Source organism: Nocardia asteroides (assembly GCF_900637185.1).
Taxonomy (GTDB): domain Bacteria; phylum Actinomycetota; class Actinomycetes; order Mycobacteriales; family Mycobacteriaceae; genus Nocardia; species Nocardia asteroides.
This window is the reverse complement of record NZ_LR134352.1, coordinates 873653-899726: the sequence shown is the minus strand read 5'-3', so window position 1 is coordinate 899726 and position 26074 is coordinate 873653. Positions and strand designations below refer to the sequence as shown.

Here is a 26074-nt window from a genome sequence, read left to right as displayed (position 1 = left end):
CGAAAGGACGAAAGTCGTGACTACGCAATCGCAATCCACCAGGAAGTGGTGGGCGCTGGCGGTGATCGCCGCCGCGCAATTCATGGTCATCATGGACACCTCGATCATCGGGATCGCCCTGCCCAAGATGCAGGCCGAGCTCGGCTTCACGCCCGGCAACCTGACCTGGGTGTTCAACGCCTACGTCGTCGCCTTCGGCGGCTTGCTGCTGCTCGGCGGCCGGCTCTCCGACCTGCTCGGCGCGCGCCGGGTGTTCGGCGCGGGCTGGCTGGTTCTGGCCGTGGGCTCGGTGTCCGCCGGCGCCGCGGGCACCGTCGGTATCGAACTGGCGGGCCGGGCGATCCAGGGCGCGGGCGCGGCGCTGATCGCACCCTCGGCACTGACCCTGCTGATGATGCTGTTCGGCGGCTCGCCCCAGGAACTCACCAAGGCGCTGGCCGTCTACGGCGCCGCGGCGCCCGCGGGCGGCACCGCGGGCGTGTTCCTCGGCGGTGTGATAACCGAATACATCAGCTGGCCTTGGGTTTTCTACATAAACATCCCGATCGCCGTCCTCGCGCTGATCGCCATCCCGCTGCTGATGCCCGCCGCCCCGGCACGCAAGGGTTCCATCGATATCGCCGGATCCGTCACGGTGACAGCCGGTTTGGCGGCGGCGGTCTACGCGATCGTGCAGGCGCCCGAAGTGGGCTGGGCCTCGGGTCAGACCTGGGGCGTGCTGGCGGTGGCCGCCGCGCTGCTGGCCGGTTTCGTCGCCATCCAGTCCCGGCGCAGCGAACCACTGATGCGGCTGAGCATCTTCCGCGCGCCGAACCTGGCCGCCGCCAACTTCGCCCAGTTCGCACTGGCCGCCGCCTGGGTGCCGATGTGGTTCTTCCTGAACCTCTACCTGCAGCAGGTGCTCGGCTACAGCGCGTTCCCGTCGGGCGCGGCGCTGCTGCCGATGACCACGCTGATCATGCTCGGCATGGTGGTGCTGGCCCCGAAGGCGATGGCCCGCTTCGGCGCCAAGCCGATGATCGTCACCGGCCTGATCGTGCTGGGCCTCGGCCTGGGCATCATGTCGCTGGTGCGGCCGACCGGCAATTTCTGGGTCGACGTGCTGCCGGCCTCGCTGGTGGCGGCGGGCGGTATGTCGCTGGCCTTCATCCCCTCACTCGGCACCGCCATCTCGGCGGCGCGACCGGAGGAGGGCGGACTGGCCTCGGGCATCGTCAACGTCAGCTACCAGGTGGGTTCCGCGCTGGGCCTGGCCGCGATGACCGCCGTGGCCGCCGCGTTCGGCGCGGGCGAGCTGGGCGACGCGCAGGCACTCACCGACGGCTACTCGGCCGCCTTCCTGGGCGCGGGCCTGCTGGCCCTGGCCGGTGCGGGCATCACCGCGGCGGTCATGCGCTCCCCGGCCCCGGCCACGGCCGACGCGACCGTTTGACAAAGTACCCTAGGGGGGTATGGTAATGATCACGATGTAGAACGAGGAGACCACCATGAGCACCACCACCGTCACCGTGACCGGTATGACCTGCGGCTGCTGCACCAACAAGGTGCGCGACAAGGTCGGCGCCCTGCCGGGCGTGACCGGCGTCGAGGTCGACCTGGCCACCGGCACGGTGGCGATCGACGGCACCACCCCCGACCGCACCGCTCTCGCCGACGCCGTCACCGCGGCCGGCTTCCAGCTCGCCGACTGACACCCGAAACGGAGCATCCCGATGAACGCAACAGGCAAGTTCGCCGGATTCACCCTCGGCCTCGCGGCGGTCTTCGGGATCGCTCTGGCCGCAGGCGCCCTGGTCGGTCCGGAGCCTTCCGAACCGGCCGGGCACGGCGAGCACGAGACCGCGGCGGCGCCGTCCGCCGACCTCCCCGGTGGCCTGCTGGTCACCGACCAGGGCTACACGCTGGCCCTGGACAAGCCGAACACCACGACCGCCGCGTCGGCGCCGGTGAGCTTCCGCATCCTCGGCGCCGACGGCGAGCCGGTCACGAAGTACACCACCAGCCACGACAAGGACCTGCACCTGATCGTGGTCCGCCGGGACATGGCCGGTTTCCAGCACGTCCATCCGGTGCTCGATCCGGCCGGGACCTGGTCGGTGCCGCTCGACCTGAGCAGGGCGGGCGACTACCGGGTCTTCGCCGACTTCACCCCGGCGGGCGGGTCGAACCTGACCCTCGGCGCCGATCTGCGGGTCGCGGGCAACTACGACGCGCAGGCGCTGCCCGCCCCGGCGGCGACCGCACGGGTCGGCGAGTACACGGTCGCGCTGAACGGCACGGTCGCCCCCGGCGTCGCGTCGAAGGTGACGCTGTCGGTGAGCCGCGACGGCACGCCGGTCACCGACCTGCAGCCCTACCTGGGCGCCTACGGCCACCTGGTGGCGCTGCGGGCCGCCGACCTCGCCTACCTGCACGTCCACCCCGAGGGCGCGCCGGGCGACGGGGTCACCCCCGCCGGACCCGGTATCGACTTCGTGGTGAACGCGCCGAGCGCCGGCGACTACCGGCTGTTCCTGGACTTCCAGCACCAGGGCGTCGTCCGGACCGCCGAGTTCACCGTGCACGTCGCCCAGTCCGCGGTCGCCCCGACCAGCGCCCCCGCCGAGGGTGCGCCGGGTCACGGGCACTGACCTACCCCCGCAGCAACCCCTCAGCAAGAATCGATCCAAGGAACGAAACGGAGCACCCCATGACCACCGTGACACAACCACCGGGCACCGGCCAGGTAGAACTGGTGATCGGTGGCATGACCTGCGCGTCCTGCGCGAACCGGATCGAGAAGAAGCTCAACAAGCTCGACGGGGTCACCGCCACGGTCAACTACGCGACCGAGAAGGCCAGGGTCGACTTCACCGGCGACGTCTCCCCCGAGGAACTGATCGCCACCGTCGAGCAGGCCGGCTACACCGCGGCACTGCCCGCCCCGAAGCAGACCGAGCCCACCGAGGACGCGGCCGAGCCGGACCCCACCGCCTCGCTGCGCACCCGGCTGCTGGTCTCGCTGGTGCTCACCGTCCCGGTCATCGCGATGGCGATGATCCCGGCGCTGCAGTTCACCAACTGGCAGTGGCTCTCGCTCACGCTGGCCGCGCCGGTCGTCGTGTGGGGCGCGCTGCCCTTCCACCAGGCGGCGTGGACCAACCTGAAGCACGGCACGGCCACCATGGACACGCTGGTGTCGATGGGCACGCTGGCCGCCTTCGGCTGGTCGCTGTACGCGCTGTTCTGGGGTACCGCGGGCACGCCCGGCATGACCCACCCGTTCGAGTTCACCATCGCGCGGATGGACGGCACCGGTTCCATCTACCTGGAGGCCGCGGCGGGCGTCACCACGTTCATCCTGGCCGGACGCTACTTCGAGGCCCGCTCCAAGCGGCGGGCGGGCGCGGCGCTCAAGGCGCTGCTGGAGCTGGGCGCCAAGGATGTCGCGGTGCTGCGCGACGGCGTGGAGACCCGCATTCCGGTGGAGCAGCTGGCCGTCGGTGACGTGTTCATCGTGCGGCCCGGCGAGAAGATCGCCACCGACGGCGTGGTGACCGAGGGCAGCTCGGCGGTCGACGCGTCCATGCTGACCGGCGAATCGGTCCCGGTGGAGGTCGGCGCGGGCGACACCGTCACCGGCGCGACCGTGAACGTGGGCGGCCGGCTCCTGGTGCGCGCCACCAGGATCGGCGCCGACACCCAGCTGGCCCAGATGGCACAGCTGGTGGAGGACGCGCAGACCGGCAAGGCCCAGGCCCAGCGCCTGGCCGACAAGATCTCCGGCATCTTCGTCCCGATCGTCATCGCGCTGGCCGTGGCCACGCTCGGCTTCTGGCTCGGCACCGGCGGCGCCGTCGCGGCGGCCTTCACCGCGGGCGTGGCGGTGCTGATCATCGCCTGCCCGTGCGCCCTCGGCCTGGCCACCCCGACCGCGCTGATGGTCGGTACCGGGCGCGGCGCCCAGCTGGGCATCCTGATCAAGGGCCCCGAAGTGCTGGAGTCGACCCGCAAGGTCGACACCATCGTGCTGGACAAGACCGGCACCGTCACCACCGGCAAGATGACCCTGCTCGACGTGCTGCCCGCCGAGGGTGAGATCGGCAGCCGGGTACTGGAACTGGCGGGCGCGCTGGAGGATTCGTCGGAGCACCCGATCGCGCAGGCGATCGCCAAGGGCGCCCGCGACGAGTTGGGCACACTGCTGCCGGTCGAAGGGTTCGCCAATGTCGAGGGCCTCGGCGTGCAGGGTGTCGTCGACGGGCACGCGGTGATCGTCGGCCGGGCCCGGCTGCTGGCCGACTGGTCGCAGCCGCTGCCCGAGGCGCTGGAAACCGCCATGGCGGAAGCGGAGTCGGCCGGGCAGACCGCGGTGGCGGTCGGCTGGGACGGCAAGGCGCGCGGCGTGCTCGTGGTCGCCGACGCGGTGAAGCCCACCTCGGCACAGGCCATCGCGCAGTTCCGCGAGCTGGGACTGACCCCGATCCTGCTCACCGGCGACAATGCCCGCGCGGCCCGCACCATCGGCGACGAGGTCGGCATCGATGAGGTGATCGCCGAAGTGCTGCCGCAGGACAAGGTCGACACGGTCAAGCGGTTGCAGGCCGAGGGCAAGGTCGTCGCCATGGTCGGTGACGGCGTCAACGACGCGGCCGCCCTGGCCCAGGCCGATCTGGGCCTGTCGATGGGCACCGGCACCGATGTCGCCATCGAGGCAAGCGACCTGACCCTGGTCCGCGGCGACCTGCGCGCCGCCGCCGACGCCATCCGCCTGTCGCGCCGCACCCTGGCCACGATCAAGGGCAACCTGTTCTGGGCCTTCGCCTACAACGTGGCCGCGATCCCGCTGGCCATGGCGGGCCTGCTCAACCCGATGCTGGCCGGCGCCGCGATGGCGTTCAGCTCGGTGTTCGTGGTGAGCAACAGCCTGCGGCTGCGCCGGTTCAAGTCCACGGCGCGGTAGCTCGACAGCAGCGGGCGGGGCGGCAGATTCCACTGCCGCCCCGCCCTTTTCGTTGTCAGAAGATCGTCTGGCTGTCGGCCGAGATGGTGAAGCCGCGGCCCGCCGCGTCGCAGCGGATGCCCTGTTCGGTGGAGGTGCAGGCGACGCCGCGCACGACCAGGGTGTCGCCATAGTTCAGGGTGGCGCCGCCGCCCTTGTTGGTGCCGTCGACCGGCGAACCGACGAAGATGCCCTGACTGGTGCACAGGAACTCCGACTTGCCGCCGACGGTGTGTACGGCGACCTTGCGGTTGGGGGCGTCGCTGCAGTTGGGCAGTTGCGGCGGAATGACATTCGCGTGCGCGAGCTGACAGCCCACGCCGAACGGGGCGTCGGCGAGGATGCCGCACATGATGTTGCCGGTGGGCGACTGGAAGTAGTAGTTGTCGCGCTGCTGGTAGTCGCGGGCGTCGACGGTGGCGTCGTCGCGCGAGGGCAGTGCGGAAGGCACCGGGACCGAATCGCCCGAGCCGGATGCCTTCGGCGGCACTGTCGGAGTTGTCCCGTTCGGCAAGATGACCGGAGGCTCACCCGGCTGGGTGCCAGTGGGCCGGGGAACGGACGTCTCCGACGCGCTCGGCCCGCTGACAGTGGTCTGCGCGGAATCCCCGTCACCGCAGGCGGCCAGACCCCCGGCCAGTACCACCAGCGCGGCCATCACGATGGCTGATCTCATGAATCTCTCCCCTCGATGTCCTCCCGACCCGTCGCAGGAAGAATCGACGGTAGGAACCGATTCGTTTCCTTCGCTCAGGGAACCGTGACCCACTCGAGGTGAGCCCGTGACGACCGACCGCCGCGTCTGGTACGCCGCCTACGGCTCCAACATGCTCGCCGCCCGCTTCGCCTACTACCGCCACGGCGGCACCCCGCCGGACACCACCCACACCTATCCGGGTTTCGGCGATCGGGCGGAGCCGGCGGCCGTCGCCCCGCTGACGTTGCCCGGCAGCCTGTATTTCGCCTGGCAGAGCCAGGTGTGGACCGGTGGGGTCGCGTTCTATGCCGAGCGTCCGGCGCCGGGCTGGGTGACCGGGGTGGCGGCGCGTGGCTACCTGCTGACCGTCGACCAGTTCGGTGACCTGCTCGCGCAGGAGATGTATCGCACGCCCGGCGGTGGCTTCGACCTGGACCGGGTGCTCGCCGAGGGCACGGTGCGGCTCGGGCCCGGTCGCTACGAGACCGTCCTGTGGGCGGGGACCGAGGCGGGCGTACCGGTCCTCACCTTCACCGCGCCCTGGCTGCCCGAGTCCGTGGAACTGCGACGGCCGGCGACCCGCTATCTGGCCATGATCGGCGCCGGGCTGCGCGAGGCGCACGGCTGGGACACCGAGCGGATCGTGCACTATCTGCGGGTGCGGCCGGGGATCGCGGGACACTGGGACCTGGCCGGGCTGCGGCGCGCTGTCACCGGCGAAACCGGTCTCGACCGGCATCGATAGCGCTCGGGTGTTCCGCGAGCGGATCGGCGGGTACACAATCGAGACGAGACGCCGAGTCCAGGAGCGGGTGCATGGAGTGGTTCCCGGCACCGGAGTACTGGCAGGGCAGGCTGGTCTTCCAGCGTGGCCTGGCGGTGATCTACGCGCTCGCGTTCCTGACCGCGGCGCTGCAGTTCCGCGCGCTGCTGGGCGAACGCGGCATGCTGCCGATCCCGCGGTTCCTGGACCGGGTTCCGTTCCGCCGGTCGCCGAGCCTGTTCTACCTGCGCTACTCGGATCGGGTGTACGCCGTCGTCGCCTGGTCGGGGGCGGCGCTGGCGGTGGCCGTCGCGCTCGGGGCGGCCGATCTGGTGCCGCTGTGGGGGTCGATGGCGCTGTGGTTCGCGCTGTGGGTGCTGTATCTGTCGATCGTCAACGTGGGGCAGACCTGGTACTCGTTCGGCTGGGAATCACTGCTGCTCGAGGCCGGTTTCCTGGCGATCTTCCTCGGCAACGACACGGTGGCGCCGCCGCTGCTCGTGCTGCTGGCCGCGCGCTGGCTGCTGTTCCGGGTGGAGTTCGGCGCCGGACTGATCAAGATGCGCGGCGACCGCTGCTGGCGCGACCTGACCTGCCTGTACTACCACCACGAGACCCAGCCGATGCCGGGCCCGCTGAGCTGGTTCTTCCACCATCTGCCTCGCCCACTGCACCGGGTGGAGGTGGCGGCCAATCATGTCGCGCAGCTGGTCGTGCCGTTCGCCCTGTTCACTCCGCAGCCGGTGGCGAGCGTGGCCGCGGGCATCGTGGTGGTCACCCAGTTGTGGCTGGTGATCTCCGGCAATTTCGCCTGGCTGAACTGGGTGACCCTGCTGCTGGCGACCACCGCCGTCGACGGCCGGTTCCTGCCGATGCTGCCCGACGCCGCACCGGTCGGGCCGACCCCGCTCTGGTTCGAGATCGCGGTATTCGCGTTCGTGGCGCTGGTAGCGGTGCTCAGCTTCTGGCCGGTCCGCAATCTGCTCTCCTCGGGCCAGGCCATGAACGCCTCGTTCGAGCCGTTGCACCTGGTCAACACCTACGGCGCGTTCGGCAGCATCACCCGGGTGCGTCAGGAGATCGTGTTGGAGGGGACCGACGCGACCGAGCTCACCGACGACACCGTGTGGCGGGAGTACGAGTTCAAGGGCAAACCGGGTGATCCGCGGCATCGCCCCGGACAGTGGGCGCCCTATCACCTGCGCCTGGACTGGCTGATGTGGTTCGCGGCGCTGTCACCGTCCTACGCCAGGGAATGGGCGCTACCGCTGGCCGCGCGCCTGCTGCGCAACGACCCCGACACCCTGCGGCTGCTGCGCCGCTGCCCGTTCCCGGACGCGCCGCCGCGCTACCTGCGCGCTCGGCTCTACGAGTACCACTTCAGCACGCCGCGCGAACTGTTCCGGGAGCGGATCTGGTGGCGCCGCACGTTGATCGGCGAGTTCCTGCCACCGCTGACCCACGAGCGCCTGAATCGGCGCTGACAACGCGAAAAGCCCGGCCGAAGCCGGGCTTTTCGCGGAGCGGATGACGAGATTCGAACTCGCGACCCTCACCTTGGCAAGGTGATGCGCTACCAGCTGCGCTACATCCGCACGCACGTCTCGGCCCGTTCCGGGATCGCCGGGGGCTTCGTCGTGCGAGAAGGAACATTAGCGCGTGTCGTCGGAAAAACGAAATCCGTGCGCACAGCCGGCGAACGCCCGCGGTGAGGACAGCCCGGACCTGGACGTCGTTAAGCGGGCGGCAAGGAAATGGAATCCCTTGCGCGGAAAGCTCTTTCCCAGCCCGGCGGCCACCGCCGGCACTACGGGAGGGATGAGATGAGGACTCTGGGGCTGATCGCGGCCTGCGTGGCCGTGACCACAGCGAGCCTGGTGGGCGCGGGCCCGGCACGCGCCGACTTCACCGACCCGGTGGAGTACACCGACAGCGGCGAGAACACCGAGGAGGGCGAGTTCGGCGAGTACGCCGTCGAACGCAATGCCCCCGGGTCCTGCCTGGTGGTGCAGAACCACACCGGCGGCCGGGTGACCCTGCGGTTGAACTACCCCACCAGCAAGGGCAAGTGGACCTTCGGCCACGACGAGGTGGGCGTGCTGGTGCGCGACGGCCGGGTGGTGACCTCGCCGTCGGGCCGCTGGAGCGTGCGGACCAACCCGCCGATCCGATTCCACTGGGTCTACGACAACGCCTTGAACAACCGAAAGGGGTGCAACGGGTCGTGGGTGCTGACCATGAACTGAGTGGTCAGGCGAACGCGGCGCGATGGTCGGCCGCCCAGTCGGCGTAGCCGCGCGGCGGACGGCCGAGCACCGCGGCCACATCGCCGGAGAGCTGGGCGTTGTGGCCGTCGCGGATGAAGCGCTGGCCGATCAGGGCGCCTTCGACGAAGGCGGGCGACAGTCCGGCGGCGGTCAGGAAGGCGCGGGCGTCGGGCTCGGCGATATCGATGACCTCGATCGGGCGATCGAGGACGACGGCGAGGTCGGCGGCCTGCTCACGGCCGGTCTGGAGGGTGGGGCCGGTGAGGGTGTAGGTCCGGCCGTGGTGGGCGGGGTCGCGCAGCGCGGCCACGGCCACCGCGGCGACGTCGCGCGGGTCGACCACGGCCTGCCTGCCGTCGCCGGTGAGGTTGGGCACCGGTGCGCCGTCGGCGAGCGGCTGGATCCAGCTGAACGTGTTGGAGGCGAAGGTGTTCGGGCGCAGGATGGTCCATTCCAGGCCGGACGCGCGCACGGCGTCCTCGCCAGGGACGTGCCAGGAACCGGGGATACCGAGTCGGGGGTCCCCGGTTCCGACGGCGGACAGCTTCACCACCCGGCGGGCACCGGCGGCACGGGCCGCCGCGACCAGGGCGGCGTCGGCGCCGGTGTCGCCGGGACCGGGCAGGCCGTTGAGGAAGGCCGCCTCGATGCCCGTCAGCGCGGCCGTGATGGTCCCGGGTTCGCGGTAGTCCACCCGGACGACCTCGACGCCCGCCGGGAACGCGGCGTTCTCCGGGTCGCGGGTGGCCGCCCGGACGGGAACGCCGTCGGCCACGAGCTGGGTGACGATACTGCTGCCGATGGTGCCCGTGGCACCGGTGATCAGGATCATGCGACGAGCATCGCAACCCGCCTGCCTGCGCCGATAGGAAAAATCGGCACGGACAACGGGGCCCGGGTCGCCTACTGTCGACCTGGTGCGCACGCAGTACCTGACCTCGGCACAGCTCGAGACCGCCCTGCCGACGCCGCAAGCGCTGCGGCCCTGGCTCACCGAACTCACCAGCACGGCGGCCCCCGCGGACCCGTCCCGGCCGTTCGCCCATCCGCCCGTGACCTCGACGACGGTGGTGCTGCGCACCGAACAATCCGGCAGGCGAACAGCTTTCGTGGTGGGCGCGCAGTCGCGGGCCGCCTATTCGCGCGCCGAGGCGCCCGCGGGTTGCGTGCGGCTGCGCCTGGCGCCGGGAGTGACGCGGCCGCTGCTCGGTGTCGCCGCGAGTGAGCTCACCGACCGGGTGGTGCGGCTCGACGAACTACCCGGACCGCTGAGCGCCTTCGCGCGCGAACTCACCGGCGTACCCGCCGAGGAGGCGTCACCCAGCTGGCCGACCTGCTGCCGGAACGGGTCGCCGAGAGCGCGACCGAGCGCGCGCACCGGATCGTGCTGCGCGAGGCCATCACGGCGCTCAGCGCCGACAGCGCGCCCGCCATTCCCGACCTGGCCGCTCGCCTCGCCGTCAGCGAACGGCAGCTGCGCAGCGTGTTCGCCGGTGGAATCGGGCTCTCGCCCAAGCATTTCGCCCGCATCGATCGGGTGCGGCGGGTGCTCGCCTACGCGGGCGACACCCCGTGGTCACATCTCGCCGCCGACACCGGCTATTACGACCAGTCCCACCTCACCGCGGACTTCCGCGCGCTCATGGGGGTGCCGCCCGCCGCGTATCTGCACGGGAGGTTGCCCGCGCCGACCTCGTGCCGCGTCCCGCGCTGAGCGCGTCACCGGCGACACGCGGCACGGCGGTCTCCCGAACCGCCGCGCCGCGTATCGCGGGAACGGGTCAGGCGTCGGGGTTGTCCTGCTTGGCGGCCTTGCGGGCGACGCGTTCGGCGGCCTCGGCGTCGTCGAGGGCCGTCGCCTCCTCGAGGGTGGGGGCGCTGCCGCCGAGGCGGCGCGGGACCCAGTAGGCGCCGGGTTCGTGCTCGTAGGACTCCTGGAGTCCGGCCAGCAGGCTCTGCATGGTGGAGCGCAGTTCGGCGGTCAGGTCGGCGGCGGGCTCGTACGGTTGGATCGGCTTGCCGACGGCGATCGAGATGGGGGTGTTGGTGCGGCCCAGGCGCTTGGGGAAGCCCTTGGTCCAGACCCGCTGGGCGCCCCAGATGACGATCGGGATGATCGGGACCTCGGCCTCGAGCGCCATCCGGGCGGCGCCGGACTTGAATTCCTTGATCTCGAAGCTGCGGCTGATGGTGGCCTCGGGGTAGACGCCGACCAGCTCGCCTGCCCGCAGGTATTTCACCGCCGACTTGTAGGAGTCGGCGCCCGCGGTGCGGTCCACCGGGATGTGCTTGAGGGCGCGCATGATCGGGCCGGAGATGTTGTTGTCGAACACCTCCTGCTTGGCCATGAACCTGATGTAGCGACCAGGGGTGCGCGCGGGCAGTCCTGCGTAGGTGAAGTCCATGTAGCCGGTGTGGTTGATCGCCACCACGGCACCGCCGGACGCGGGGATGTTCTCCGCGCCCGTGACGGTGAACTTCAGGCCTTCGAGGAAGAAGACGGTTCGGGCCAGGCCGATGATCGACCGGTAGACGGGTTCCACAAGTCAGCTAGCGTAGTCGCAGATCTCCGCTCGCGGCAGGGTCGGCGCCACCGCGCACCGCACCGCGGGCTCGCGGCGGGTATCTTCGCGGGCGAATTCGGTTCGCGCGCAGTGGTCTGTCCCGGCGAGTCCGCTCGGCGGGAACCGACACCGCCCGCGCCGAACCCGCGGGTGCCAGGCCGAGGAATGAGGAACGTCGTAGTGGAACGCGCGCAACCGACCCCGCTTGCCCTGCCCCGCCCCCGCCCGTCTCGCGCCGTCGCGCTGGCCGTGGGACTCACCGTCACCGCCGCGCTGATCACCGGCTGCGACTCCGTGGCAGGTATTCCCGGCGACGACCCGGTGGGCGCGGACACCACCGCCGCGACCACCTCGGCAGCGCCGCCGACCACCGCCACCCAGGCGATCGCGCCCGGCGAACCGGCGCCGACCGGGGCGACCACCCCGCTGCCCGCCGACGCGCCGCAGGTCGGTGCGGTGCCGGGCGCGGCCGACGCCGTCACCGCGGTCCGCCGCTGGGCCGCCGATCTGCAGACCGCCACCATCGCCGACCTGCAGGACCGGTGCTGGACCATCCCGCCGCGCACGGTGGCCGACATGTACGCCGATCCGCAGGCGATCCTCGCCGCGCTCGGCCAGCCGGGCACCGCCACCGCCGACACCATCACCTGGCGCAACCGCGCCACCACCGTCACGGTGGAGCGCGAGGCGGTGGCCGACGGCTACGCCTGCGGGCGGGTGTTCGCGGCCGGCGTCGAGCCCGGTTACGACGAGGCCGACGCCCGTCACACCGTGCGCCGCTACCTCGCGCGCGCCACCGGCAAACCGCTGGATCCGGCCGACGTCGAAGCCACCCACCCGCTGACCTGCAAGGCGACCCTCACCACCTGGGATCCACAGGGCACCGGCAATCCCACAGCACCCCCGCTCAGCGGCGACTCGGGCAAAGTAGGCAATGTCACCTCCTTCACCGAGGAGGAGCTACGATCCGACCAGGTTCGCGGCGACTACCTGGCAGTTCAGGTCCCGGTGACCACCTCGCCGGGGGGCACGCGAACCCGCACTTTCACGGTGGCCCCCACCGCCGAGGGCTATTGCATCGGTGATGTAACCGCCTAACCACTACCCTGGTTGGCTGGTACTGGTCAGGAGGACAAGCTCGTGCAGATCACCAGCGTCGGACACGCCGGCTTCCATATCCGAACCGAAGCCGGGACGATCCTGTGCGATCCCTGGGTCAACCCCGCCTATTTCGCGTCGTGGTTCCCGTTCCCGGACAACTCCCAGCTGGACTGGGAGTCGCTCGGCGATGTCGACTACCTGTACGTCTCGCACCTGCACCGCGACCACTTCGACGCCGCGCACCTGCGCAAGTACGTCAACAAGGACGCGACCATCCTGCTGCCCGACTACCCGGTGCCGGATCTGCGCCGCGAACTCGAGGCGCTGGGCTTCACCAAGTTCTTCGAGACCGAGGACTCGGTCAAGCACACCGTCACCGGGCCCAAGGGCTCGCTCGACATCATGATCGTGGCACTGCGCGCGCCCGCCGACGGTCCGATCGGTGACTCGGGCATTCTCATCTCCGACGGTGAGACCACCTGTTTCAACATGAACGACGCGCGCCCGGTGGACATGGACGTCATCCACGACGCGTTCGGCGACATCGACATCCACCTGCTCCAGTACTCCGGCGCCATCTGGTACCCGGCCGTCTACGACATCCCCGCCCGGACCAAGGCCAACTTCGGCAAGCAGAAGCGCCAGCGCGGCATGGACCGGGCGCGCTCCTACATCGAGCAGGTCGGCGCGACCTGGGTGGTGCCCTCGGCGGGCCCGCCGGTGTTCCTCGACGAGGAACTGCGCTACCTCAACGACGACCGCGGCGAGGAAGGCAACATCTTCCCCGACCAGATCGTCTTCCTCGAGCAGATGGAGATCCACGGCAACGCCGGCGGCATCCTGATGATCCCGGGTTCGGTCGCCGACGTGCGCGGCAAGGAACTCGACCTGGCGCACCCGTTCGATCCGGACCGGATCTACGGCGACAAGGCCGCCTATATCGAGGAGATGGCCCAGCGGTTCGCGCCGGTGCTGGCCGCCGAGAAGGCGTCCTGGGAGACCGGCGAGGGTTCGCTGCTGGAGCCGCTGCGCGAGCTGTTCGAGCCGATCATGAAGCAGTCGGCGCTGATCAGCGACGGTATCGGGTACCCGGTGGGCCTGGTCATCGGTGACGAGACCGTGGTGCTGGACTTCCCGCAGCGCACCGTGCGCGAGCCCATCGAGGGCGAGGGCCGCTACCGCTACGGCTTCCGCATCGCTCCCGAGCTGGTCCGCACCGTGCTGCGTGACGACGAGCCGGACTGGGTGAACACGATCTTCCTGTCGACCCGCTTCCAGGCGTGGCGGATCGGCGGCTACAACGAGTTCCTCTACACCTTCTTCAAGTGCCTGACCGACGAGCGCATCGCCTACGCCGACGGCTGGTTCTCCGAGGCGCACGACGACTCCGCCGTCACCGAGCTCGACGGCTGGGAAGTGCAGCGCCGCTGCCCCCACCTCAAGGCCGACCTCTCCAAATTCGGTGTGGTGGAGGGCAACAACCTCACCTGCAACCTCCATGGCTGGCAGTGGGACCTGGAGTCGGGCCGCTGCAAGACCTCCAAGGGCCACGAACTGCGCGCGCGCAAGCTCTGAGTTTCGGATTTTGAACGGGCGGGACGGCTTTCGTCCCGCCCGTTTCGTCTGTTCATGCGCGTGTCCACTGTTTGCATAACTTGCAAACTGCCAATCTTCGGACAATTCCGGGTCGATTCGGCCGACGGAACGGCGTCGAGCGCCTAGCGTCACCATCGACGATCAACCGATCCGATTCGGAAGGAAATCCCTTGGCGGACATGGACATCGCACTCAAGGAAATGATGCTGCTCGACGGCGCGCTCGGCGCCTGCATCGTCGACTACACCAGCGGCATGACCCTCGGCGCGATCGGCGGATCCAAGACCCTGGACCTACAGGTCGCCGCCGCGGGCAACACCGAGGTGCTGCGCGCCAAGGTCCGCACCATGGAGCAGCTCGGCATCGACGAGGGCATCGAGGACGTGCTCATCACCCTCAGCGGGCAGTACCACCTGATCCGGCCGTCCAAGGCGCGCCGGGCCAAGGGCCTGTTCCTCTACCTCGCCATGGACCGCACCCGCGGCAATCTCGCGCTCGCTCGCCGTCGCCTCGCCGACATCGACGCCGAGCTCGAGATCTAGCCGTTCGTGCCGGGGACACAGCGGCCGCTCTATCAGATGAAGGCCGACTTCTTCAAAACCCTCGGGCACCCCGTGCGGATCCGCGTGCTGGAGCTGCTGAGCATCCGGCCGCACGTCGTCGCGGAGCTCCTGCCCGAGGTCGGCGTCGAGGCGGCGACCCTGTCCCAGCAGCTGTCGGTGCTGCGGCGGGCCGGGTTGGTCACCGCGCGCCGGGACGGGCAGTCGGTCACCTACGCGCTCACCTCACCGGAGGTCGCCGAGCTGCTCGCGGTGGCCCGCGGCATTCTCACCGGGGTGGTCGCGGTGCAGGTGGAAGCGCTCGCCCCTGCCGTCCGGTGACCGCCGCGTCCTGAGCGGGCCCGGATCGCGCCCGCTCAGGGCTCGGCCGGGCCCGCCACGTGGCGGGCGTACTCCAGGATGCGCAGGGTCTCCACGGCGTCGCGAGGGTCGACGGGGACCGGGGCGTCGTCCAGGAGGGCGGCGGCCATGCCGGCGTAGAAGGCCGGGTAGTCGCCGGGGGCGGTGGGGACGGCGCGCAGGTCGTCGCCCGCGCCGAAGGTGCCCCAGTTGTCGGGTGGGACAGTGCCCCAGTGCGGTTCGCCGTCGCCGGGGCGGCGGCCCGCGCGCAGGGCGTCTTCCTGGGGGTCCAGGCCGTGCACGGTGTAGCCGTTGGTGGAGCCGAGCACGCGCAGCCGGGGGCCCAATTGTGGTGCGACGGCGCTCATCCAGAGCTGGGAGCGGGTGCCGGAGGCGTGGGTGAGGGCGATGAACGCGTCGTCGTCGGCCTGGACGCCGGGGCGGCGCCGGTCGAGTTCGGCGTAGACCTCGGTGACCGGGCCGAACAGGGTCAGCGCCTGGTCCACGAGGTGACTGCCCAGGTCGAACAGGATGCCCGCGCCGTCCTCGGCGGTCCCCAGCTCACGCCAGCCGCCCTTGGTGACCGGACGCCAGCGTTCGAACCGGGACTCGAAGCGCCGCACCTCGCCGAATTCCCCCGCGTCCAGCAGCGCGCGCACGGTCAGGAAGTCGTTGTCCCAGCGACGATTCTGGAACACGCTCAATGGCAGACCCGCCCGCTCGGCGGCCGCGACGACCTCCTCGGCCTCGGCCGACGTCACCGCGAACGGTTTGTCCACCACCACCGGCAGCCCGGCCGCCAGCGCCCGTAGCGCCAAGGGCGCGTGCGTGCGGTTCGGCGTGGCGATCACCGCCAGGTCGACGTCGTCGGCCGCGGCGAACACCTCGTCGGCGCTGTCCCACACGCGAACTCCGGGATGTTCTGCCCGCGCCCGCTCGGCCCGCTCCGCCGACGAGGTGACCACCGCGGCCACCCGCAAGCGCGGATCGGCGGCGATCAGCGGCGCGTGGAACACCGCCCCGGCCAGGCCGTACCCGATCACCGCTACCCCGAGCTGGTCCATCGCTGTCCCTTTCGTGGTGGGTCCCCGGGATCGAGTATGCCCCGGGGCCGACGGGGGACGGGGACCTCAGCGGTGCGGCAGCTTCGCCGCGACGGAGCGCAGGACCTCGGCGGCGATCGCGCAGTAGTCCTCGCGCATGCCCTCGGCGCCGTGCACCGAGACCTCGACCGTCTCCTTCTCGGACTGGGGGACGAGGTAGGCCCTGGTGCACTGCGCCTTCGAACTGGTGGCCTGGTCGACGTAGAGCCGGAACCCGTCGACGGAGACCGTCACCTGCTCGCTGCCCGAGGTGTACCTGCTGCTGCTGACGAGTTTCAGGCTGAGCTGCGTGCCGCCGTTCAGCTGGCAGGTGTGCGCGTCGGCGACCGTCGGCGCGGGCGGCAGCTCGCCGATCTTGGCGGCGACGAGGTCACGGTCGAGCAGGGCACACGGCTCGACCAGCGCCAAGGACGACTCCTGGTGCTCGGCGCGCGGCGCGGACGTCAGCGACCGGGCGATATTGGCCGCGACGTAGTCGATGCCGTCGCACCCTTTGACTCCACTCGGTTGATAGAGGGTGATGACGATGCCCGACGGACCCTCCGCGCCGGGACTGGCGATGGCCCTGGTGCAGCCGGCCGCACTGCCGTCGATGACCGGCACACCGTCGACCATGGTCTGGTTCGGTGTCAGGAACATGTCCTCGGTGCCCAGTTCCAGGCTCAGCGAGGTCTTGTTCGAGGTGGCATAGCAGCCCCAGGTCGTGGACAGGTCCAGCTTCCAGGTGTCGGCGGCGAGCGGGGCGGGCGCGACCGGGACGGCGTCGCCGATGGCCGTGCGGAGCCAGGCGCACGCGTCGGTCTGGCGCAGCTGGGCGAGGGTCAAGCCGGTCACCGGCGCCGGTTCGCTCGCCGGTCTGGTGGCCCAATAGGCGAGACCGCCGACTACGAGCAGCAGCGCCGCCAGCCCGCCTGCCAGCGCGCTCCGGATCCGCGGGGTGGCCGCGTGCCAGCGCCGCAGGCCGGATCGCATCGCCCGTTCGCCGGTGTCGAGGGCGCTCTGCCCGAAACCGGCGAGGACTTCGGGCAACGGCCGGGCCGGTGGCTCCACCGGCGCGACGACCGGCGGCAACGCGGCGAGCAGGGCGGACACCTGGTCCTGCTGACGGCCGATGTCGTCGAGCACCGGCGCAGGCCACGGCGGCGGCGCGGCGGGCGGGCCACCGAGGTACTCCAGCATCTGGCCCGGTGTCGGCCGGGCCGCCGGATCCTTGCGCAGGCACGCGGCGATCAGCTCGTGCAGCGGTTCGGGCACCCGGCTCAGATCGGGCTCGCGCTGGGCGATGTTGAACAGGATGTAGGGCACCGACGGCGCGGTGAACGGCGCGCTGCCGGAGGCCGCGAAGGCGAGCACCGAGCCGAGGGCGAACATGTCGGCGGCCGGGGTGATCGCCAGGCCGAGCGCCTGCTCGGGGGCGAGGAAGTCCGGGGTGCCGAGGGCGGTCATGCTGCCGGTCGTCGGCGGGCCCGAGATCGGCGTGATGCCGATCTCGCCGAGCCGTCCGCTGTCACGCGCCAGCAACACCGAGTCGGCCCGGAGCCGTTGATGCACCAGGCCGGCGGCGTGCACGGTCCGCAGTGCCGAGGCCAGCGCCGCGGCGAGCGCGCGGACGGCGGGCACCGGCAGCGGGCCGTGCTCGGCGACCGCGCGGTCGAGCCGCACGCCCGGCACGAATACCGAGGCGAGCCAGGGCTTGTCGGCGTCGGCGTCGACATCGATCACCGTGGTGTTGGTGGCGCCCGAGACCCGCATCGCCGCGACCGCGCTGTGCCGCATCCTGATCCGGAACTCGGGCTCGTCGAGCAGTTCGGCCTCGGCCTGCCGCACGACGACGAGGGAATCGTCGGGGCCCGCCGCGAGCAGCGAACGGAATCCCGCTTCGGAGTCGAGGGCGCCGATGACGCGATAGCGGCCGATGGTGTCCGGTTCGCCGGGACCGCGGGGATGAATCGTCATGAGGTGGGCAACTTCGTGAGAACGGGTGCGAACAGGGTGGCCGCGGCATCGCACGGGCTCAACGGTCCCGGCTTGTACGCCGAGTACATGATGCGCACTTGCTCCGCCTGGTCGTCCCGGCTGGGCCTGACCAGGTAGGCCAGCTCGCAGTAGTTGACGGTCTCCGTCTGGACGCTCACCGTGCGCCCCGCGATCGTCCTGGTGGGCTTGACCTTGCCGCCGACCACGTGGTCGGGCCGCAGGCGATCGTCGAGGTCGAGCGCGACATACCCGTCCCGCCCGTCCGCCACGCAGCCGTGCACCGTCCGGCTGCGGGCCGGGTCACCGGTCACCGAGCCGATGTCGGCGGAATCCAGCAGCACGCAGGGATCGAGCCGCAGCACCGAGTCCTCGGGAAGCTCACGCAGCGGCGGGTTGACCGTGAGCCGGCGCACCACCGCGACGAGTCCGCGTTCGACCGCCGGACAGGTGTCACCGCTCTCCAAGCTCGACGAGCTGAAGGTCAGCGCCATCGGCAGCCCACTCTGCGCCACGACCGAGCGGTCACAACTGCGGGCTTCCTTGTTCCGGCCCAGCACCGGCATCCAGCTGATGGTGCTGCCCATCGGGGTCCTGCCCTTGATCTGGTCGACCGGAGAGCCGTTCTCGAGGGTGAACTGAATCTTGCGCCCGGACTGATCGCGGTAGGTGAGGCTGCACGAGTGCACGCCGTTGGGCACGATTTCGCCTGTCGCCGTGCCGAGTTCACCGAGCACCGCGGGCTTCATCAGCTCGCAGAGATCGAGCCTGCGGCTCTCGTCGACGGTCAGCGCGAGCGGCGGGTCGTCCATCGCCACCGCGTTGCCCTCCACGCCGATGCCCCAGAGGGCGGTGGCGCCGAGCACCAGCGCCGAGACCACGGCGGCTGCCGCGGCGATGCGCGACCAGGCTCGCTTCGGCTGTTCGACGGGCGCCGGCTCGACCCTGGCCGTGCCGTCGGCCCAGCTCGCCGCCTCGGCCTGGTACTCCCCGATCCGTCTGCGGATCCGGACCGGCCAGACGGGCTCGGCCTCGATCCGGCTCGCCGCGTCGAGCAGCTGCTCCGGCGTGGGGCGCTGCGCCGGGTCCTTCGACAGACACGCGTCGACCAGCGCGCGCACCGGCTGCGGAATGGCGGCGGTGTCCGGCGAGGTGTAGAGCACGTTGTAGAGCACCTGCGGCGTCGACGCGGCGTCGAACGGGCTGGCGCCGGTGGCGGCCATCGCCAGCACGGCACCCACGGCGAACACATCGGAAGCCGCGGTGAGCGTGCGGCATTCGGCCTGCTCCGGCGACATGTAGGCGGGCGAGCCGAGCACCGCGCCGGTGGCGGTGAGGGTGACGTCGTCCTCGAGTGCCCTGGCGATGCCGAAGTCGATCACCCGGGGGCCGTCGTTGGTCAGCAGGATGTTGCTCGGCTTGAGGTCGCGGTGCACCAGGCCGGTGCGGTGGATCTCGAGCAGCGCCATCGCCAGCCCGGTCGCCAGCAGCTTCAGCCCGCTCACCGTCAGGCGGCCGTATTCGCCGACCATCTCCTGCAACGAGGGACCCGGGATGTATTCCGAGGCCAACCAGGGTGTTTCGGCCTCGGCGTCGTGGTCGACGACCCCGGCCGTGTAGGCGCCGGTGACCTGCTGGGAAGCGAGCACCTCCCGGCGGAACCTCGCCCGGAACTCGGGACTACCGGTGAACTGCCTGCCGATCTGCTTCACGGCGACCAGCCGGCCGTCGGGGCCCTGCCCCAGCAGCACCTGGCCCATGCCGCCGTTGCCGATCACCGCCAGCAGCCGGTTGCGGCCCAGTTGGCCGGGATCGTGTGGACCCAGCGGTTTCATCGCCTCGCCTCCCGTCTCACCGGGATCCGCTCAGCAACGCGTACTGCGCGACCGCGAGTTGCCGGACATCGGTTTCCTGATTGCTGTACACGCGCACCACGAACTGGTCGTGCCGCACCAGACACGCGAACCGGCGCGCCGCGCTCACCTCGGTATTCGGCCGCGACGCGCGATAACACGACACACCGGCGGGCTCCGACACCGCGGTCATCGGCGTGAAATCCTGCGACAGCAGCAGCCTTTCCTCGGCCTCGGCGTAGGTCCGCCCGGCCTGCTCGTCGCCCGCGCGGTGCAGGAACTTGTTGTACGACACCGCGACCGCGTCGACCTTGCTCTGTTCGAATTCCCGCAGCCGAGCCGACGGCTTGTCCAGCAGCAACGCGTAGGTGCGCGGACCGTAGACGAGGAAATCCCAGCGGTCCGGCCAGTATTCACCGGTCTTCACGACCCGGGTGAGCAGGTGCTCGCTGTCGAGTTTCAGCGACGCCAGCTCGGCGGCCGGGGTGGGGACGAAGGTGTCGAGCTCGGCCAGCTGGGCCCGGTAGGTGCGGGTGAGCAGATCGGCCAGCACTTCCGGACGCGGGTCGACAACCTTCGCGTACAGGCGGATCACCAGGTTCTTCCACACCAGCCAGCTACCAGCCGTCGGCACACCGGGACGCCAATGACTGAGCGCGGCGGGGTAGTCGGGCAGTGGCAGCGGCGCGTTCTCGGTGTTGGCGCCGAAGTCGGCGGCCGCCATCGCCTGCGCCGCCGCACCGGCCTGCTCGGCGTCGGGCAGCGACAGGATCGTGATCGAGAGCAGCTTGTGCTGCTGTTCGTCGTCGGGTCGGCCGTTGCTGCCGATCGCCCCGAAACCGGCCAGGACGTCGAAGGGCTGCAGTGCCGTCTTCTGCACGCCCGAGAGCAGCTCGTCGACGCCGCGGGCTCCGACGACCACACCGCCGCCGTCACCCTCCACCAGGTCCGGATCGATCTTGTCGGCGAACACCAGCCGCTCCCCGATGCGCACCGATTCCACCAGCGACCCGCGCACGCGGCTCGGCGCGTCGTCGAAGTCGCCGGGGACCGGTTCCAGGGCATAGCCACCGTGATCGAGCTCGGACGGTTCGTCACCGCACGCCGCGGTGAGCAGCGTGAGCGACAGCAACGCCGCGAGACAACGCGACCGGTAACGCACGAATATTCCCCTCCGACCGGCGAACTACCCGCCGGCCCCTCCCGAACTCTGCCGTGAAACTATCACCCGGGTAATCGCGCCGCTACAGCGCGGGCAACCGGCTGACCGCCTGCTTCACCAGCGGGTCGGCGATCTCACACAGTTGCGCGGTGCGCTGGCGCTGGTCACCGACCACTACCTCGACGACCTCGACGAAGGTCTGCCCCACCTTGCGGTAGCGGTAGGTGCGGCGGCATTCGGACGCGGTGGTGGAGAACTCGTCGGTCTTGTCGACCTGGACGCCGTCGCCGATGTCGACGGTCTCCTGCACGGCCGAGGTCTGGCGCTGCCGCTGCTGGGACAGGGTGATCCGCACGCTGGTCGCGCCGGGCCATTCGCAGGTGTGCGCCGATTTCGCGACACCGGTGCCGAGGCTCGCGAACGCCGAACTGTCCACCAGCGCACAGGGATCGACCGAGGTCAGCGAGGTCTGGGCGGCGGGGTCGGCGGGTCGTTCGGCCAGTGTGGTGGTCAGTCGGTCGACGACGTGGTCGGCGAGGCCGCAGTCGTCCCGGGTGAAGGCGTCGACCGTGATTCCCCAGCGCTGCCCCTGCGCGCCGCCTTCGACCGCGTACGCGCAGTCCTCGCCGCGGCGGGCCAGCGCGTAACCGTTCACCACGCGCGCGCCAGGCTCGAATCCGTCTGTCGCGGCGCCGATCTCCACCGCGACGCGGGCCGCTCCGGACGTACCGTCGCAGCCCCAGCTCGGCGTCGCCTGCCAGCGCCAGGACGACACCTCCGTCGACGCCTTGACGGCGGCCGCAGCCGGCAGAGTCGGACCGAGGGCTTGCCGCAGCCACGCGCAGGTGTCGACGCCGCGGAGCTGGTCGATGCTCGGCAGCGTCGCCGTCGGCGCGGCGGCCGGAGCGGGCGATCCGCCGTCGCGCAGCGCGACCGCGGTGAGCCCGGCGACGAGCACCGCCGCGCCCGCCGCGGCGAGGCCCAGTCGTAGCGCGGTCCGGCGCTTCCGTGGCGGCGGCGCGGGGGCGGGCGCCTGCGGGATCGCCAGGTGCGCCGGAAGCATCTGTGTCGCTTCGGGATCGGAAGTCAGGGCGACCAGATCGCGAGTCTGTTCGGCGATCTCGGTGTGGATCGGCGCGGGCCACGGTCGCGCCTGCACCGGCAGGGCCCCGAGGTAGTCCAGGATCTGCGCGGGGGTCGGCCTGGCGTGCGGGTCCTTGCGCAGGCAACCGGCGATCAGTTCGCGCAGCGGCGCGGGGACCTGGTCGAGCTGGGGCTCGCTGTGGACGATGTTGAACAGGGTGTACGGGGCGGAGGTCGCGGCGAAGGGGCTCTGGCCGGTGGCGGCCATGCACAGCAGCGAACCGAGCGAGAACACGTCGCTGGCCGAGGTGATCGGCTCGCTCATGGCCTGCTCCGGCGACATGTACGCGGGCGAGCCGACCACAGCGCCGACCTCGGTGAGCTGGCCGGCCCCCACCGCCTGGGCGATGCCGAAGTCGATCACCCGTGGCCCGTCGGCGGCGAGGATCACGTTGGCGGGCTTGAGATCACGGTGGACGAGGCCGGTGGCGTGGATGGAGTGCAGGGCCGAGGCCAGGCCGGAGGCGAGGGTGCGCAACGCCGGGACGGGCAGCGGGCCGTTGTCGCGGACCGCGCGGTCCAGCGGGACTCCGGCGATGAAGACCGAGGCCAGCCACGGGGATTCGGCGCTGATGTCGAAGTCGACGACCGCCGCGGTGAAGGCGCCGGAGACGCGAGCGGAGATGGCGACCTCGCGTTCGAAGCGAGCGCGGAACTCACGGTCGTCGAGCAGGTGGGCGTGAATCTGCTTGACCGCCAGGAATCGACCGTCCGGGCCCGTGGCCAGCAGTACCCGCCCCATGCCGCCCGCTCCGAGCACAGCGCGGATCCGGTACCGGCCGATCATCGACTGTTCGCTCGGCGCCAACGGCTCGATCACTTCGGCACTCCCCCACTTCGCTCCCGCCGCGGCGGGCGGGCCCCCACCTCGATCAGGCGGCCCGGTTCGTTCGCGAGCAACCTAACACCCGGGCCGCTCGGGACGGCGGGCCCGCGGGCGTCAGCGGTCGGCGGGGGCCGAGGCGCGGCCTGCCACGACTACGGCGACGAGGACGACGACGCAGCTGAGAACGGCCGCGGTGGAGAGTCTTCCGTCGATGGCGTCGAGGATCAGCGAGGCGACGAGCTGGCCCGCGACGGAGGTCAGGCCGAGCAGGAGGACGCCGATCAGGCCGACGGTGTAGGCGGCCAGGGCGATGAAGGCCACCCCGATCAGGCCGCCGAGATACAGCCAGGGCGCGGTGGGGAACCGCTCCGGCAGACCGGATGTGAGCAGGGTGACCAGATCGAACAGGCACAGCGCCGCCAGGCCGACGGCGAAGTTCACCAGGGTCGCCGAGAACGGGCCGCCCACCTCGCCGACCCGGCCGTTCACGGCCTGCTGCCAGGCCAGTCCGATGCCCGCGAGCGCGGGTATGGCGATGAGCAGCAACGGGATGTCGGGGACGCCGGTCACCGCGGTCGCTGGGGCGGAATGGCCGCCCGCCCCGAGCAGGACACCGCCGATGCCGAGGATCGCGCCGACCACCCGCCACGGGGTGATCGGGGTGCGCCCGGCGGGGGCGAGGCCGAGCCGGTCGACGACCAGACTGCTGAGCAGCTGGCCCGCGACCACCGCGACGGTGAACGCGGTGACACCGATGGCGGCGATCGTGAGTCCCTGACTCGCGACGAAGAACGCACCGCACAGGCCGCCGAGCAGCTGCCACGGCCGTAACTCCCCGGCGGACACGGCGGTCCGCACCTGCGCCAGACCCGCGCGCAGGCCGGGACTGAGCACCACGGCGATCAGCAGGGCGAGCAGACCGGTCCCGAAGCTGATGGTGGCGGCCGCGACGCCGTCGCCCAGCTCGGCGCCCAGTGCGCCGTTGATCCGGCCCTGCACGGCGACACCAGCGCCGATGCAGAATCCGAAGAACAATCCGAGTCCGTTGCGCCCGACCACCGTGCCCTTTCGTCAGCTCCGCCGTAGCCTTCGACAGTAGACCCGGCCCGGTGCCGTCGTCCGGAATCGTCAGGGGGTGGCAACGATGACAGCGGTCGCGGTGACGTCGCATCCGGTGATCGAAGTGGTGCTGAGCAGGCATCGTGCGGCGCTCGGCGCGGACGAGACGACCTATCGCCATCACGTCTACCGGTGCGCCAACTATCAATCCGCGTTGCTCGGTGCCGATCTGCCCGACGCGGCGGCCCTCGCCTGGGCGGTGCACGATCTCGGGATCTGGACGGCGGGCACGTTCGACTACCTCGCGCCGTCGGCCGCGCTCGTCGACGGTTTCGCGGCCGAGCTCGGGATCGCCGAGCCGGATCTGGCGCGCACCATGGTGTTCGACCATCACGGGGTGCGGCCGCGGGCCGACCGGCTGGTGGAGACGTTCCGGATCGCCGATCGGGTCGATGTCAGCCACGGGTTGCTCCGGAGCGGGCTCGACGCGGCCTTCGTCCGCGCGGTGGTCGAGCGGTTCCCCTATCGCGGGTTCCATCGGTTCCTGGTGCGCAGCGCGGTGCGGCACGGCGTGCGGCATCCGGTCCGGCCGCTGCCCATGCTGCGGTGGTGACTAGTCCTCGACGCGCGGCGGCAGCCAGCTCGGCGTGAGCAGGGCGGTCACCAGCAGCACCGTGCCGAGCAGCGCGATCGTCGCCGACATCGTCAGCCACTGGGTGGCCGCGGCGACGAAGCCGAACACCAGCAGCGCCACGATCTCGGAGAGCAGCCCGGAGAACGACAGCACCGTGGCGCGCGCCGGGCCCGCGATGGCCGCCTGCAACCGCGCCCCGGCCACCACCTCGATGGCGAAATCCACACCGTAGGCGATACCGATCCCGATGAACCCCGCCCACAGCAGCACCGGCCCCACCGTGAGCGCGGCGCCCACCGCCAGCGACCCCGTGATGAAGAGCAGCCCGGCGGCGAACAGCGCGACGGCCAGCCGGCGCGCGGACACCATCTCGGTGCGGCCGGCCAGCAATGAACCGGCGAGCGACCCCACCACCGTCACCCCGACCAGCAGCGCGGACATGCTGGTCGACGAGCCGCCGGAGACGGCGAGCAGACCGAAGTACTCGTCGAACGCGGTCACGCCGTACAGCAGAGCACCGAGCAGCACGCCGCGCCGCACCTGCCGGACGCGGAACGCCTCGGCGGTACCGGTACGCAGCATCGCGAGATAGCGCGCCGGACCGGTGGGCGCCGCCGACCGGACCCCGGTCTTCGGGACGGAGCTGACCGACGCGACCCCGTTGTCGACGAGTCCGCCCGCCTGGGCGCTATCCGCGCTGGTCACCACGCCATCCGGACGCGGATCCGCGCCATCGGGCCGGTCCGGCTCGGTGGGAACCGGCGGGCGGGGGTAACCGGGCGTAGCAGCGGGAACGCGGTGCGGGCCCGGCGGTGGGGGTTCGTCGTCGAGGTCGTCGACGGCGGTGGCGGAGATGGCGACCGGCGGGCTCGGGAGCGCCACCGCGGTCAGGGTGTGCAGCAGGGCGATGGCCACGCTGACCCAGCCGACGAGGGGATAGCCGCCGAGGGCGAAGAGGGGCGCGGCCACCAGAATCGCCACCAGCACCGTGGTTTCGGCGGCGCCGCGCGCCCAGCCCATGATCGAGGCATAGGCCGAGGGTTCGCCGCGGGCCACCAGGTCGTCGTAGATCAGCGCCTCGAAGGTGCCCGATTCCAGCGACGACGCGACACCCCAGATCACGAATCCCAGCGCGAACCCGAGAAACGAGGGGACCAGCATCCACAGCGCGAAGCAGGTCGCCTGCAGCAGGCAGCTCAGCACCAGCAGCGCGCGGCGCGACACCGTGTCGGCCCAGGCGCCCGACGGCACCTCGAGGACGAACGCGGTCACCGACCACAGGGCGAGCAGCAGCGAGATCTGCGCGGTGCTCAGGCCGTAGTCGGCGAAGAGCACGCCGTAGAGGGCGTAGATCGGCAGCAGGTCACGCGTGCCCCGGAACAGGACCGCGCGAATCGCGACACCGCGCACCCCGACCGGCTCACGGGTCAAGAAGGCCACCACCGTGGCGAG

24 protein-coding genes and 1 tRNA gene are annotated in these 26074 nt (G+C 71.1%); 13 read left to right on the top strand and 12 right to left on the bottom strand.

The window, feature by feature from the left end; genetic code table 11:
• The first annotated feature begins 16 nt into the window (after positions 1-16).
• From EL493_RS04355 to EL493_RS04340, 4 genes are read left to right on the top strand one after another with little or no spacing between them, the layout of a single operon-like run.
• Positions 17-1432 (top strand): MFS transporter, encoded by a 1416-nt coding sequence (locus EL493_RS04355; RefSeq protein ID WP_022566545.1) that lies wholly within the window; start codon positions 17-19, stop codon positions 1430-1432.
• A gap of 55 nt (positions 1433-1487) precedes the next feature.
• Positions 1488-1691, top strand: a complete 204-nt coding sequence (locus EL493_RS04350; RefSeq protein ID WP_019044375.1) for a heavy-metal-associated domain-containing protein — start codon at positions 1488-1490, stop codon at positions 1689-1691.
• Positions 1692-1712: 21 nt separating this feature from the next.
• Entirely contained in the window at positions 1713-2630 is a 918-nt protein-coding gene (locus EL493_RS04345) for a hypothetical protein (protein ID WP_019044374.1), read from the top strand.
• Between the two features lie 59 nt (positions 2631-2689).
• Positions 2690-4942 carry a heavy metal translocating P-type ATPase gene (locus EL493_RS04340; RefSeq protein ID WP_019044373.1) on the top strand — a complete coding sequence of 751 codons (2253 nt, stop codon included), beginning with the start codon at positions 2690-2692 and terminating at the stop codon, positions 4940-4942.
• Between the two features lie 55 nt (positions 4943-4997).
• Here the strand turns inward: EL493_RS04340 and EL493_RS04335 are convergent, their stop codons facing one another.
• Positions 4998-5657 (bottom strand): DUF6636 domain-containing protein, encoded by a 660-nt coding sequence (locus EL493_RS04335; RefSeq protein WP_198040881.1) that lies wholly within the window; start codon positions 5655-5657, stop codon positions 4998-5000.
• A gap of 106 nt (positions 5658-5763) precedes the next feature.
• On the opposite strand from EL493_RS04335, the gene EL493_RS04330 reads away from it, so the two are divergent.
• On the top strand, positions 5764-6423 hold the full coding sequence (locus EL493_RS04330; protein WP_019044371.1) for a hypothetical protein: 660 nt from the start codon (positions 5764-5766) through the stop codon (positions 6421-6423).
• A 71-nt stretch (positions 6424-6494) separates the two neighbouring features.
• On the top strand, positions 6495-7925 hold the full coding sequence (locus tag EL493_RS04325; RefSeq protein ID WP_019044370.1) for a lipase maturation factor family protein: 1431 nt from the start codon (positions 6495-6497) through the stop codon (positions 7923-7925).
• A 38-nt stretch (positions 7926-7963) separates the two neighbouring features.
• Here EL493_RS04325 and EL493_RS04320 read toward each other — a convergent pair.
• Positions 7964-8036 (bottom strand) — tRNA-Gly (locus tag EL493_RS04320).
• Between the two features lie 228 nt (positions 8037-8264).
• Between EL493_RS04320 and EL493_RS04315 the strand changes: the two genes are divergently transcribed.
• Positions 8265-8687, top strand: a complete 423-nt coding sequence (locus tag EL493_RS04315) for a hypothetical protein (RefSeq protein ID WP_019044369.1) — start codon at positions 8265-8267, stop codon at positions 8685-8687.
• Positions 8688-8691: 4 nt separating this feature from the next.
• Here EL493_RS04315 and EL493_RS04310 read toward each other — a convergent pair whose 3' ends face one another.
• Together EL493_RS04310 and EL493_RS32670 are read right to left on the bottom strand one after the other, a co-directional pair.
• On the bottom strand, positions 8692-9540 hold the full coding sequence (locus EL493_RS04310; protein ID WP_019044368.1) for an NAD(P)H-binding protein: 849 nt from the start codon (positions 9538-9540) through the stop codon (positions 8692-8694).
• A 303-nt stretch (positions 9541-9843) separates the two neighbouring features.
• A complete protein-coding gene (locus tag EL493_RS32670; RefSeq protein WP_197724365.1) occupies positions 9844-10086 on the bottom strand; it encodes a hypothetical protein in 243 nt (80 codons plus the stop codon).
• A gap of 6 nt (positions 10087-10092) precedes the next feature.
• Between EL493_RS32670 and EL493_RS32665 the strand changes: the two genes are divergently transcribed.
• Complete coding sequence (locus tag EL493_RS32665) at positions 10093-10422, top strand: helix-turn-helix domain-containing protein (RefSeq protein ID WP_019044367.1); 330 nt, start codon at positions 10093-10095, stop codon at positions 10420-10422.
• A gap of 67 nt (positions 10423-10489) precedes the next feature.
• Here EL493_RS32665 and EL493_RS04300 read toward each other — a convergent pair whose 3' ends face one another.
• Positions 10490-11251: a lysophospholipid acyltransferase family protein gene (locus EL493_RS04300; RefSeq protein ID WP_019044366.1), complete on the bottom strand. Its 762-nt coding sequence runs from the start codon at positions 11249-11251 to the stop codon at positions 10490-10492.
• 186 nt (positions 11252-11437) lie between these two features.
• Here EL493_RS04300 and EL493_RS04295 point away from each other — a divergent pair, with 186 nt between their 5' ends.
• The 4 genes from EL493_RS04295 to EL493_RS04280 all read left to right on the top strand — a co-directional run bounded on the left by EL493_RS04295 (position 11438) and on the right by EL493_RS04280 (position 14850).
• On the top strand, positions 11438-12370 hold the full coding sequence (locus EL493_RS04295; protein ID WP_126405551.1) for a hypothetical protein: 933 nt from the start codon (positions 11438-11440) through the stop codon (positions 12368-12370).
• Positions 12371-12412: 42 nt separating this feature from the next.
• Positions 12413-13948, top strand: a complete 1536-nt coding sequence (locus EL493_RS04290; RefSeq protein ID WP_019044364.1) for a Rieske 2Fe-2S domain-containing protein — start codon at positions 12413-12415, stop codon at positions 13946-13948.
• Positions 13949-14139: 191 nt separating this feature from the next.
• Positions 14140-14511 carry a hypothetical protein gene (locus tag EL493_RS04285; RefSeq protein ID WP_022566549.1) on the top strand — a complete coding sequence of 124 codons (372 nt, stop codon included), beginning with the start codon at positions 14140-14142 and terminating at the stop codon, positions 14509-14511.
• Positions 14512-14547: 36 nt separating this feature from the next.
• Positions 14548-14850 carry an ArsR/SmtB family transcription factor gene (locus tag EL493_RS04280; protein ID WP_030201730.1) on the top strand — a complete coding sequence of 101 codons (303 nt, stop codon included), beginning with the start codon at positions 14548-14550 and terminating at the stop codon, positions 14848-14850.
• Positions 14851-14885: 35 nt separating this feature from the next.
• Here the strand turns inward: EL493_RS04280 and EL493_RS04275 are convergent, their stop codons facing one another.
• The 6 genes from EL493_RS04275 to EL493_RS04250 all read right to left on the bottom strand — a co-directional run bounded on the left by EL493_RS04275 (position 14886) and on the right by EL493_RS04250 (position 23988).
• Complete coding sequence (locus EL493_RS04275) at positions 14886-15932, bottom strand: Gfo/Idh/MocA family protein (RefSeq protein WP_019044361.1); 1047 nt, start codon at positions 15930-15932, stop codon at positions 14886-14888.
• A 66-nt stretch (positions 15933-15998) separates the two neighbouring features.
• Positions 15999-17927 (bottom strand): protein kinase domain-containing protein, encoded by a 1929-nt coding sequence (locus EL493_RS04270; RefSeq protein ID WP_019044360.1) that lies wholly within the window; start codon positions 17925-17927, stop codon positions 15999-16001.
• Positions 17924-19780 (bottom strand): serine/threonine-protein kinase, encoded by a 1857-nt coding sequence (locus tag EL493_RS04265; RefSeq protein WP_019044359.1) that lies wholly within the window; start codon positions 19778-19780, stop codon positions 17924-17926. The genes EL493_RS04270 and EL493_RS04265 overlap by 4 nt, the downstream gene beginning before the upstream one ends.
• Positions 19781-19796: 16 nt before the next feature.
• Complete coding sequence (locus EL493_RS04260; RefSeq protein ID WP_022566550.1) at positions 19797-20960, bottom strand: DUF7373 family lipoprotein; 1164 nt, start codon at positions 20958-20960, stop codon at positions 19797-19799.
• A gap of 82 nt (positions 20961-21042) precedes the next feature.
• Positions 21043-22923, bottom strand: a complete 1881-nt coding sequence (locus tag EL493_RS04255) for a serine/threonine-protein kinase (protein ID WP_019044357.1) — start codon at positions 22921-22923, stop codon at positions 21043-21045.
• Positions 22924-23043: 120 nt separating this feature from the next.
• Positions 23044-23988 carry a DMT family transporter gene (locus EL493_RS04250; protein ID WP_019044356.1) on the bottom strand — a complete coding sequence of 315 codons (945 nt, stop codon included), beginning with the start codon at positions 23986-23988 and terminating at the stop codon, positions 23044-23046.
• An 85-nt stretch (positions 23989-24073) separates the two neighbouring features.
• On the opposite strand from EL493_RS04250, the gene EL493_RS04245 reads away from it, so the two are divergent.
• Complete coding sequence (locus EL493_RS04245) at positions 24074-24601, top strand: hypothetical protein (RefSeq protein ID WP_019044355.1); 528 nt, start codon at positions 24074-24076, stop codon at positions 24599-24601.
• On the opposite strand, the gene EL493_RS04240 is transcribed toward EL493_RS04245, so the two are convergent.
• The gene (locus EL493_RS04240; RefSeq protein ID WP_019044354.1) at positions 24602-26062 is read right to left on the bottom strand and encodes an MFS transporter; all 1461 of its coding nucleotides are present in this window, start codon (positions 26060-26062) and stop codon (positions 24602-24604) included.
• Positions 26063-26074 lie beyond the last annotated feature (12 nt).